The sequence below is a fragment of the Paenibacillus sp. GCM10023250 genome (assembly GCF_042653205.1).
Classification (GTDB): Bacteria; Bacillota; Bacilli; order Paenibacillales; family Paenibacillaceae; genus Paenibacillus_Z.
On the sequence record NZ_JBHSHY010000019.1, the window covers coordinates 95563 to 108358 of the forward strand.

Here is a 12796-nt window from a genome sequence, read left to right on the forward strand (position 1 = left end):
CAAGTCTGCTGTCGCTGGTTTAGGAACAAGTTCGGTCTCTTTTAACGTTACATTAACTGGAGATCTAACAACCAGAACTCCCTATAACATTCGAGATTTGGATGGTGCCTGCGGCGACTGCTCACCCAACGTCAAAGGCTACCGCTACTTCTTCCCGGTTCTGTTCACGTTTGAGCTCAACGGCTACATGGAAGTCCATCACTACACAACGGACGGCACGAACATCGACAGCGCCTTCCCGGACCAGTCCGCGGACTTGACCGGGAGTCCGAAGACGCTGACGCCGGCCGCGAATCCGGGCTACGATTACGTCGGCTACAAAAAAAGCACCGTTGCGCCGCCTTCGGGCGGCAGCATCGTGACGGGCAATCCGCCGACGGTGACCTACGACGCCACGTACGACACGTACTACCTCAACCTGTATTATACGAAGAAGGCCGACGGACAGGCTGTCATCCGGCACGTCACTCGCGACGGGAACAGCCTAGACGGCACGATTTTCGAGGAGAAGACCGAGCCGCTCACGAAAGGGGCACCGTACTCGCCTTCCCACCCGAGCGCCAGCGGCTTTACCTATGCCGGCTATGTCAAATCGACCACCGGCACGCCGCCCACGGCGTTCGGCAATCCCGCGAGCGGCGAATACGGCATCGGCGCCTACGACGGTTCGTTCAAGACGCTTTACTTATACTACGTGTACGACGCGCCGCTCGCGGCCGGCGAGATCAACATCCGTCATATGGTCCGGGAAGGACCGAGCGGGATGTATTCGCTCGAGAAGCAGCAGACGATTCCCATCGCCGCGCTGCCGCATAGCTCAACTTACAGCTACGACGCTTCCTACGGCACGTTCGTCGGCAGCAATTTATCCTACGTGGCCTACTCCGCCACCGAGACGGCGAAGACCAGCCAGTCCGTCAGTCTTAGCGCGACGACCAATAAAGCCTACGTATCGTTTTTCTACGAGAAACCCCTCTCGTTCACCGGCGACTTCGACGTCCTGCCGCCCACTCTCCCCTATAAAGCTTCGTTTACGCTGCATCCTAAAAACTTTCAGCTGAAGGGCTGTACCTATCTTTCGCATCGCTTCAAAATCGAACGAAACGGCACCTGGACCGGCAATCCGGTGAGCGGCCAGACGACGGATTCGACCTTCTCGTTCGGCAATTATCCATGGGTCATCGGGGTCGGCGTGCATAGCGTTTATATGCAAATCGTCACGAGCTGCGGCACGTCGGATTGGATCGGCCCCAAGCCGCTCACCGTGACTGGGCCGGCCGTCAATAACCCGCCGACGTTTGAGGTCGGCTTCGTTGAACCTGGTCAGCCTATCAAACCGCTGCACCAAGTGGTTGAAGGCACAACGCTCAATTTGATCTTCATCAACGATCCAACCGTGCCGACGCCGAACGATCCGGACGGGGATACGATTTACTTCATGGGCTTCGACTTCGCGTCCGGTTCACCATTCGTCCAGTCGATTCCATCCAAGAGCCTCGAGTATGGCGACGGGCAGCATAATTTGAAAATGGACACGCTCGGCTATCATTACGTCTGCGCGCAAATGCGCGACGAATGGGGCGCGACGGCAGACGCTTGTACGTACATTGAAGTCGTGCCGAAGAACCCGGTGCCGGTCATCGACTGCCCGCCTTCGGTGATCGCGAACCATCCGATTCCCGCCGGAGCCATTAACGGCAATCGCAGCTATAGCCCGATCTCGTACCTCAAAATCGATCACAGCCGCGACGAATGGAAGAACAAGCAGACCACCTATCCGAATTCGGGGACGACGGATATTACCGTACAGGTATCGCTATCCGTTTACGACGAGAACGGCCTGAAATCGCTGGCCCCGGCCACCTGTACGATCGTCGTGAAGCCGGATCGCCCGCCTGTCGCCAAGCTCGTCGTTCCGCCGCTGTCGGTCCGCGGCACGCAGCTCGACCTGCTGAACAAGTCGACCAGCCCGGACGCTGACGCCATCGCGACTGCGGAATACAAGTACAAGTATGATGCCAACAACAACGGATTTGCGGACGATGCGTGGAAGGCGGCAAGCGGTACGCTGGCCAAGCTGCAGTTCACCCCGACAAAGGTCGGCAAATACTTGTTCTATCTGAAGGTCACGGAAGAATACGGGCAGTGGGACGATACGGATTCCGATCCTCCATCGACACTGACGCTCGACGTGGTCAACAACGCGCCTGAAGTATCCTTTGAGATGGAAGGGAATAATCCGAACCCGAATCTGGATCCTTACACGCGCATTCAACCCGACGAAATGGTGAAATGGCCGGTGTACGTACCGGGAACGAATACCCTTGTCTATAACACCAATCATTTGTGGCGGACAAGCGCGGGCAGCATGATCAGCGGAGAAGGACGGAACTTCGGCCAGCAGTATGACGAGGCGTATACCTATAACGTCACGCGTTATAATCAAACGAAGTCGTCGTACCAAGCGTATCCGTTAACGAACAACGGGTACGGCTCCAACGAGTTAAACCCGTGGAGATCCACGCTGCAGTCCGCCGTCGTCACGAATCTCTTGAATAAAAAGGGCGACGGATTGCTGACCTGGTACAATAATCCGCCGAAGATCCGTTCGACGAAAAAGCTGTTGATCTATGACTATCACAATACGTCCAGCAGCTACAACAACGGGCACACGACGTATGATTACGACGATGAAATTTTCGCGCTTGATCCCCAAAAGCTCTCCCCGATCAAGGATGTTTTCGGGCAGTGGGGCTCGGTCTCGCAGGCGTATACCAACGGAGATCCGACTGCTTACGTCTTGACCAATTTCAGTTTTGCTAGCAGAACCGTCGAGTTTCTAAGCGCCGGCACCATGAAGAAGAACATATCCGTTACGGTGACGAGCATGCCGGATTATGAGCTGGCGGATCAGTACCTCTACATCAAACGGAACTGGACCTATGGCAATAACCAAACCATCTCGGATATCGGCGTGTTCGACGCGCGGACAGGCCAAGAGCTGTCCAGCACGTTCGCCAATCCTACGATCGATCAGGGTGCTCAGAATACGAGCATCGGCAACATGATTTTCTGCGGCGTCCAAGGCAGCAGCGTCATTTTATGCAACACTATTTCGACCGCGACTGAGCGGCATTACAAGCTGACCCGCGATATGGCGCTTATCGAACTGCCTGCCTGGACGGCTCCGGCACCGGTCAATCCGGACATTAAGACCATGTCCAGCCCGTCTTACGCGGCGATTGCTTCCATGACGGACGCTGCCGGCAATATCTATCGGTACGAGGCTTATTACAATCAAGCCTATAATTCGGGCTATTACGATCTGAACGTCGCGAAGTACAACGCGGATTATACGTTAGCCTGGCGGCAGTACATCGGGGATGCCATCCGGAACGACGCAGCGGTTCGAGGGCAGCAAATCGGCACCACGCCGGAAAACTCGTTCTTAACGTCGTACACGTATCCGGAAATCAAAAGCGGTTTTTACTTTAATCCCGCGAAGAACGAGCTTTATGCCAAGGTGTATTACGACCATACCCGGCCGGGAGACGTTCTTCCGATGATGTACGAACGGGTGTATGTGCTGAATACCGCATCGGGCGCAATTAAGCGCAAGGCGGATTCGCTTAATGGGGACGACCTGAGCATGTACCATTACGGCGGCAGCGATTTCGGGGCTTACACCCAATTTTCAACTGACTTCTCCGGGAACATGACATCCAAGAGCAGACTTGGCCAGACGGCCGACGGTTATCGGACCAGCTTGGATCCGGGCAACGGGGCGACGTGCGATGCGGGCGGCGGCACCATGTACGCCACTTACGGACGAAGCAAGGTATTCGACGCGGCGGGCAATCCGGCTGGCAGCGTGTTGACCGGCTGCAATTATTCCGCATCGCCGATCTACGGCGCCTATTACATGGATGGCGTGTACGTGACGCTCTCGCAAGGCCGTCCGACGACGAGCTCGAGTTCCGGCACCTACTCCAATACCATGAGCATGACGGTATCGGTCGGCCCGCCGACGACGAATCCGCTTATCGTCAAGCCGTTTACGAACGGTCAGTTCTATTCGCCGTTCTCGCTCTCGGATGATGAAGTGAAATTCAGCTTCAAGATCGACGACGTAGACTACGACAAGGAGTGGCTGGGCTTCTCCTTCCGCATGAAGGATCGGCAGAACGGTTACGCGCTCGAGATGGACGGGAACAAGATCGAGCTAGCGAAATACGTCGCCGGCGCGCGAACCGTACTCCGCTCGCAGGCATTTCCGCTGCTCAGCCGGAAGACGTATGCGGTGAAGCTGCAGATGAACGGCAGCCATTTCGCGATGTTCCTGGACAATACGCCGCTCTTCGAGGCGGACGATGCGACGTACGCGACGGGGCGCATCGGGTATTTCGCGAATAAGTCGTTCGTGACGTTCAGCGGGCTGGCCTACAAGCCGCTCTCGCCAAACGACGTCTGGTCCGAGCAATACGCGATATGGGACGAAGGTTCCGCGAAGGCCGAGATCCAGTATCGCAACATCGTGTTCAGCGATCCGGAGAACGACCCGCCCGCCGGTGGCGTCTATGACTGGTCCGTGGAGCATACGGCGCGCTTCATTCACAATCAGGGCGTCTCGGCGCTGAACGGCAGGACGTTCCCTAACGCTCAGCTGACGTTCGACAAGGTCGGGGATTACGTCGTCTCCCTAAAGGCGAAGGACGATCCGAATCCGGATTACCTCTCGCCGGACAACACGTTCGCTGAGTACAGGAAGTCATCGAATGAGTTCACCAACAAAATAACGGTACATCGCCGGCCGATCGCCAAATTCACGCTGGCCAGCGACGCGCAGCACAAAATCCTATGGACCGATACCAGCTACGACCCGGACCGCTACTTCAGCAGCACCGATTACTCAACGGAAGCTACCGGGATCGACTACAAGGCAACCAAAGGGATTCTCAAGAAGCGATTTTATTACGTGACGCCAAGCGGCGCATATAAAGAAGCGAAGCTGACAGCGCCGCAGGAGCTGGGCACGTACGAGGTCGGCATGGCCGTAGCGGACGAATACGGCGCGTGGTCGGATTGGTACGTCGTCATGCTGCCAGTGACAGATCTGGCGCCGCCGAACGCGCCGCCGGTTCCGGGCTTTACAGCGGATCGCGTCAACACGTTCCGCGGCGTGCCGGTCACGTTCGATTCGACGGCCTATGATGCGGAAGACGGCGACCGTACGAAGCTGTCTCACGAGTATTACCTCTCGAACGCCGCGGCCGGCTCCGCGGAGACGTTCGCGAACGACTCGCGAACCAGCTGGACGAAAAGCTTCGGCAGCTTAGGTACCTTCAACGTACGGCAAATTGTTACCGATTCCGACGGCGCGCCGGCGGAGTACAGCCTGCAGGTGAACATCGTGAACCGGAAGCCGGCCGCGTCGGTGACGGTGCCGGAAAGCACCGATCAGAACCAGCCGACGAAGCTGACCGTGACGCGGCCGGATTTTCAATGGGATTACCGGGATGCGGACGGCGACGGCCAGATGCAGTTCCAGGTGAAAATCTATAAATACGGCGGCGTGCTCCAGTACGATTCCGGCGTCAAAGGCGCGAGCGCGAAGAATTGGGCGCCGGGCGCCGATCTGCCGGAACGCGTGAATATGTACGTCATTGTCCGCGTCTTCGACGGCTACGAGTGGAGCGACGACAGCGCGCCGCATTATTTCTACATCGAGACGAACCGGCCGCCGTCCGCGGACTTCGACTGGTCGCCGAAGCCGGTGTATGAAGGCGATGCGGTGACCATCGCGCAGACGGTCGACGACCCGGACCGGGATTCGCTCAGCGTGCAGTACGCCGTGAAGGATCCTAGCGGCGCGGAAACCGCGTACTCATATGCGCTGAACCCGCCGTACGCCGCCGCCGGTCCGCGCCTGAGCGGGACGAAGCCCGGCACGTACGTCGTGCGCATGACGGTCTCCGACGGCAAGGCGGCGCCGGTCACGGTGACGAAGAACATCGTCGTCCTGCCATTGTCGGTGACGGGCCAAGTGAAGCATACGGACGAGTGGAACGAGCGGCGCATCGCCAGCAACCTCAAGGCGGGCGGGGACGCGGAGCATCCGCGCGCGTACCGGGTATTCTGGGCGGGCGAACGGTTCGTGCTCGGTGCGGCCACGACGGATACGCTGACGAATACGGATGCGGTTGAAGTCAAGGTCACGATGGGCGGTACGACCGTAAGCCTGACGCCCCGCGATGCCGCGCGGACCTCGTGGAGCGGGGACATGTGGGAGCCCGATTTCGAGCAGCTCCCGGACGGGCCGCTCGCATTCGTCTTTAAGGCCGTCTACAGCAACGGCACCGTCAAAACCGCGACGGTTACGGTCGAGATCGCGGGCAACGTGCGGCAAACCGTCGGCGTTCACCGGCGGAATTAAGGGAAGCTCCGCCGAGCGGGCAAGCGCGCGGCCGCGCCGGACAGCCTGGCCGTCGCGGGCAAGCCCGGGCGGCTGGGCGTTTCGCCCCACTTACGCATCGCTTTCGCTTCGCGTATCGTTTTGTCGTACCACCGCCGCTTCGCTGCGGAAAGATCGCCGGAAAATGCGTTATTTTCCCCGTTCTTTCCGCATGGAGCGGCTTTTTACGCATAAAATGCGCCTCGGCCATGTGACCTGCCCATGGGTGAATGCATATGCTACCTATGACTATTCAGGTGGGAGAAGGAGAGGGCTATGGCGAAGAGCAGCAAGGGAAAGAGTCCGAAAGGGCGCAAGCCGTTATTTTACGTGGATAATCCGAACGCCTCGGAGTTGAAATGGCTCGAGGAGCTGAAGAAAAGCAAGCCAGCGGACAAAACCGGCACCAAGCGCAGCGTTCAAGTGAACGCGGCTCCCCCGGTGCTGGAACCGCAAGTGCAGCAACCCGTCGAACCGGTTCCGGCCGAACCGGCGGAGTCGGCAACCCTTCCGCAAGAACAGCCCGACGCGCCGGAGGCCGAGCGCATCGATGCCGTCGCCGTCGCCGAATCCAAAGAATCGCCGGCGGCGGTTGAAAGCGAGACGGCCGAAGCGGAAGCACCGGCAGCGCCGGAGGCGGAGCCGCAAGCCGAAGCCGTGCTGACGCCGGAAGCGGCGCCGCAGGAACAGCCGGAGGAAGAAACCGAAGAGCCGGAAGCCGTCATTTCACCGGAAGCGTTCGTGGAAGAGCGCCGCATGCCGAACTCGCCGCTGCCGTTCATCCACACGGACGATCTCGCGGATGACGCGGTGACGACGGAGAAGCTGGCCGTCGGCGCCGTCGACACGAGAAGTATCAAGATGGGCGCGGTGAAGCCGCAGTCGATCGCGGACTTCGCCGTCGAAAGCATTCATATCGCGGAGAACGCCGTGACGGCTTCCAAGATCGCACCGGAATCCATCACGGGCGAGCATTTGGCCAAAAACGCCATTTCCGGCGCCAAGATCCGCGACCGTTCCGTCACCGGCGACAAGCTGCGAGACAGCAGCATTACGTCGGAGAAGCTGGCAGACCGGACGATCAGCGCCGATAAGCTCGCGGAAGGCTCGATCGAAGCGAAGCATCTGAAAGACTTGGTCATCACGACGGACCTCCTCGACGATCAGTCCGTGACGACGGCGAAGCTGCGCAGCGCGGCGGTCCGCACGGAAAGCATCGCGAACGAGGCGATCAGCACCTCCAAGCTCGCGGAAGGGTCGGTGACCCGTTCCAAGCTGCGCGACGGCGCGGTGACGGGCGAGAAAATCAGCCTGGGAGCCGTGGAATCCGGCCATCTGCAGCCGGGGCTGCTGCTCGCGGACCACGTCGCGCCGGGCGTCCTGCTGGGGAAGCACATCGCGCCGGGCGAAATCACGACCAGCCATCTCGCCAAAGGCGCGGTCGGCGCTAAGGAGCTTCAAGCCGAAGCGGTGACGTCCGAAGCCATCGCGCCGGAAGCCATCGGCTCCCGGGAGCTGCAGGAAGGCGCGGTCAAATCGCGGCATGTTGCCGCCGCCGAAGTCGGCACCGAGCATTTGCAGGATCAGGCGGTGACGACCCCCAAAATTGCCGATTTGTCGATCTCGACGATCAAGCTCATCGATCAGGCGGTCACGTCCTCGAAGATCGCCGATAAGAGCATTACCTCGCTAAAGCTGTCCGACGACGCGGTCCAAGGCAAGCATCTGAGCCGTCTTAGCATCAACGGCGACAAATTGGTCTACGACAGCATCGAAGAACGGCATATGAGCGAAAACTCGGTCGGCTCCAAGCAGCTGATCGACGGCAGCGTGCTTGAGAAGCATCTCGGCGAAGGCGCCGTCACCGGAAGCAAAATCGTCGATAACGCGATCCACGAAGCGCATATCGCCAAAGCGGCGGTCGGCACCCGGCAGCTGCAGAACGGTTCGGTCACGGAGCAGAAACTGGCGGATGGCAGCGTCGCCAGCTCGAAGCTGGCGGAGCAGGCGGTGCAGACGAAGCATGTGGCCGACGAGTCGATCACGTTCGACAAGATCGCGCCGGAAGCCGTCCGCGCGTTCCATCTGTCGGCCGGTGCGGTGACGGAAGAGTCGATCACGCCGGAATCCATCTCGTCGGAGCATCTCCAGCCGGGACTGATCGACTCCTTCCACCTCCGCAAAGGCGCGGTCGAGACGAATGCGATCCAGGACGGCGCGGTCAAAGCGGCGAAGCTGGCGAACGGCGCGGTGACGGAACGGCATCTGGCTGCCGGGTCGGTCTACTCGCATCATTTGGCGGACCATGTGGTCAATTCGCTCAAGCTGTCCCCGGAAAGCGTGTCGACGGATAAGCTGACGGATTGGGCTGTGACGGGGGAGAAACTCGCGGACGGCAGCGTCACGACGGCGAAGCTGGCGGGCGGCGCCGTGACGGGCGAGCAGCTGGCGGACGGCACGGTCGGTTCGCGCCACTTGGGCGAGCGCACGGTGGAGGGACGCCATCTGACGGAAGGCGTCGTGTACGAACGCCACCTGGCCGCGGGCGCGGTCGGCGGCAATGCCATCGCGCAGGGCGCGGTTACCGGCGATAAGATCGCCCAAGGCCACGTGAACGGCTCGCATCTGGCGAACGAGTCGGTCGGCAGCCGGCACCTGGCGGAGCAATCGATCTTCGGCGCGCATCTGTCGCCGGGCAGCGTCAAAGACGTGCACCTGAGTAAGGATGCCGTCACGGAAGGCAAAATCGCCGAAGGCAGCATCGCCAGCCACCACCTGCAAAACGAATCCGTCGGCTCGCGCGTCATCGAGCCTTCGGCGGTCCAAGGGCAGCACGTCGCGGCGGCGGCAATCGACGCCAACCATTTGGCGGACGGTTCCGTCGGCAGCTCGCACCTGAAGATCGACAGCGTCCTGCGGCTGCATCTGGCGCGGGAATCGGTCGGCACGGAGCAGCTTGAGGACGAAACGGTAACGGGCGGCAAGCTGGCCCAACTGTCCGTCAGCGGGGAGCATATTCAGCTGGAGACGATCGCGGGCAAACATCTGAAGCCCGAGGCGGTCCAAGGGTATCACATCCGCAAAGGCTCGATCTCGCAAGCGCATTTGGCGGCGGAGTTCTATACGTTCGAGAAAGCTCCGGACGGCATCATCCACGGCAGTAAAATCAAGCGGGGCACCATCAGCGGCGAGCTGCTGGCCGACGGCGCGGTAAGCGGCGCCCATCTCACGGGCGGTTCGGTCGGCGCGGGAGCCATCGCGGGCGGCGCGGTCGGAGAGTTTCACCTCCAGGCCGGCTCGGTCACGTTGGGCAAAATCGCGGCGCGTTCCATCTCGAGCGCGCATATTCTGACGGGCGCGGTGGGCAGCGACGCGCTCGCCGACGGCGCGGTCGGCGCCTCGAAGCTGGCGAAAGGCGCGGTGGGCACGGATACGCTGGCCGACGGTTCGGTAGCGGGCGCGAAGTTGGCGGACGGTTCGGTCAGCGCCACGAAACTGGCGGGCGGGGCGGTCGGCAAGCACGCCTTGGCGGACGGCTCGGTCGTCGGCTCGAAGCTGGCGAAAGGCGCGGTGGACACGGATGCGCTGGCGGACGGCGCGGTAGCGGGCACGAAGCTGACGAGCGGCGCGGTCGGTACGAAGGCCTTGGCCGACGGGGCGGTAAGCGGCGCGAAGCTGGCGGATGGTTCGGTCGGCGCGAAAGCGTTGAGCGACGGCTCGGTCGTCGCCGCGAAGCTGGCGAAGGGTGCGGTGGGCACGGACGCGCTGAGCGACGGCTCGGTCGTCGGCTCGAAGCTGGCGAAAGGCGCGGTCGGCGCGGAAGCGCTGAGCGACGGCGCGATTACCGGCTCGAAGCTGGCGAAAGGCGCGGTGGGCACGGACGTCCTTCACGACGGCGCAGTGAACGGCGCGAAGCTGGCGGCGGGAGCGGTAAGCGCGAAAACGTTGGCCGACGGGTCGATCACCGGCGCGAAGCTGGCGAAAGGCGCGGTAGGCGCGGACGCCTTGCTCGACGGGGCGGTGAACGGCGCGAAGCTGGCGGCGGGAGCGGTGAGCGCGAAAACATTGGCCGACGGGTCGGTCACCGGCGCGAAGCTGGCGAAAGGCGCGGTCAGCGCGGACGCGCTGCACGACGGGGCGGTAACGGCCTCGAAGCTGGCGGACGGCGCGGTGGGCGTTAAGGGATTAGCCGACGGCGCGGTGAGCGGCGCGAAGCTGGCGAAAGGTGCGGTGGGTCCCGACGTGCTGATGGACGGCGCGGTCGGCGGCGCCAAACTGGCGGACGGCTCGGTCGGCGCGAAAGCGTTGGCGGACGGCTCGGTCATGAGCACGAAGCTGGCGAAAGGCGCGGTGGATACGGAGGCGATCGCGTTCGGCGCGGTGGACGGCACGAAGCTCGCGCCGGATTCGGTCGGACCCGAAGTTCTGATCGACGGCGCGGTGGACGGAACGAAGCTGGCGAACCATGCGGTGGCGGAGCGGCATCTCCAGGACGGATCGGTGACGGCGAGCAAAATCGCGCTGAAATCGATTGGCGAAGAGCATCTCGCGCCGGGCGCGATCACCGGCCGCGCGCTGGTTGACGGCACGATCGGCACGGCAGCGCTGGGAGACGGCGCGGTGACGGGCGCGAAGCTCGCGGACGGCGCCGTCTCCGAAGGCCATCTTCAGTCCGGCGCGGTAACGATGAGCAAGATCGCCGCGCGTTCGGTAACGACGGCGCATCTGATTCCCGGCGCCGTAGAAGCCGGCGTGATTTGCAGCGGCGCGGTCACGGCCGATAAGCTCGCCCTAGGCGCGGTTACGAGCGATAAGCTCGCTGCCGGCGCGGTCACGAGCGATAAGCTCGCGTTAGGCGCGGTCGGCGGGGCCGCCATCGCGGACGGTTCGATCACCGCGGATAAACTCGCGCCGGGCGTGTTGAAGGAAACGAAAACCGCCCTCGTGGACGGTGTGGTAGACGCAAGTAAGCTGGCAGACGGTGCGGTAGACGCAAGCAAGTTGGCAGACGGAGCAGTCGTCGCAAGCAAGCTGGCGGACGGAGCGGTAGACGCAAGCAAGCTGGCGGACGGAGCGGTGGACGCAAGCAAGCTGGCGGACGCAGCAGTCGTCGCAAGCAAGCTGGCGGACGGAGCGGTAGACGCAAGCAAGCTGGCGGACGGAGCGGTGGACGCAAGCAAGCTGGCGGACGGAGCAGTCGCCGCAGGTAAGCTGGCAGACGGAGCGGTGACGGGCAGCAAGCTCGCGCCGGGCAGCATTACGGAAGCGCATCTGGCGCCGGGCCTGCTCGCTTCCCGCCAGACCGGTGCCGTCGATGGCGGCACCTTGGCGGACGGCAGCATCGGCGCGGAGAAGCTCGCCTTCTCGCCGGTTGCGACCGTGAAGCGCGCGGCTCCCGCGCTGCAGCAGTTCGGGCTGGCGCCGTACAATTTCCAAGGCCAGGGCGAACAGCTCGACATCGCGATCAGCTTCGAGCAGCCGTTCCCGAACAGCGCCTACGTGTTCGTGGCGACCACCGACCAGCCGTCCTGCTACGCGGTCATCAAGGAGAAAACCGCCGAGGCGGTGCAGCTGACCATCGTGCGCACGCGGATCAGCCCCGAGCCGATCGGGTTCGTGAACTGGATCGCCATTGGCTGACGATGATACGAAACGACGCCGTTCGTTTCCCTGAACAAGACGAAGCATCTTGCCGCGCGGCGGCAGGGTGCTTCTTTGCTTTTCGGCATCCGGCACCGGCTGCGAGCGTTCCCGCCGCGTCCGGGCGTTCCGGCATTACCTCCGAGAACAGGGCCTATCGTGCCGGCCTGGTTCGGCAAGAAACGGAGCGTTTGCCAGCCGGCGGCCTTTTCTAGTATTTCGTGCACCTCTCTCTTTGTAGTAATAGCCAATTTCGGCCGCTAGATTACGATGCCGCAACTTGGGGCTTCGCCAGGCAAGGCGAGCGCCTTAACGTACAACAGCCGTTCCTCTTACTCTCAATCGTCATACACTAACTGGTAACAAGAAGATTTAGGGCAGGTGAGAGGGATGCTGCATCCATTCGGCACGAAATCAGCCCCGTCGAAGGGAGGCTCTCCGTTATTTCCGAAACAGCCGCTTCCTGCGGCGAAACCGGCGGGTGCCGCGAACGGGCATGCGTCCGAGCCGCCGGCTTGGCCGCCGGAACCGGCCGCCGCGCAGCCGCAGGCCGCCGTCCGGCCGCGTGGCAAGAAGCGGGTCCGCGCGGCCGCGCTGGCTCCGAGGCGCGCCATGGCTCGGACCGCGGCGGCCGGATCCGCGAAGCCGCCGCCGCGCGCCAAGGCGAAGCGCCGCGCGCCGGCTGCGGCGAAGCCGCTTCGCCCC

General features: G+C 62.1%; 2 protein-coding genes. Both read left to right on the forward strand.

Translation table 11 applies throughout. The annotated features are described in order from the left end of the window. Positions 1-97: 97 nt before the first annotated feature. Positions 98-6433, forward strand: a complete 6336-nt coding sequence (locus tag ACFPB1_RS16180; protein WP_379227104.1) for a hypothetical protein — start codon at positions 98-100, stop codon at positions 6431-6433. Between the two features lie 294 nt (positions 6434-6727). Next, the gene (locus ACFPB1_RS16185) at positions 6728-12091 is read left to right on the forward strand and encodes a WIAG-tail domain (RefSeq protein WP_379227106.1); all 5364 of its coding nucleotides are present in this window, start codon (positions 6728-6730) and stop codon (positions 12089-12091) included. Positions 12092-12796: the final 705 nt, after the last annotated feature.

Coding starts and splice junctions, on each gene's coding strand:
- ACFPB1_RS16185 (WP_379227106.1), top strand. CDS start 6,728: ATGGCGAAGAGCAGCAAGGGAAAGAGTCCGAAAGGGCGCAAGCCGTTA.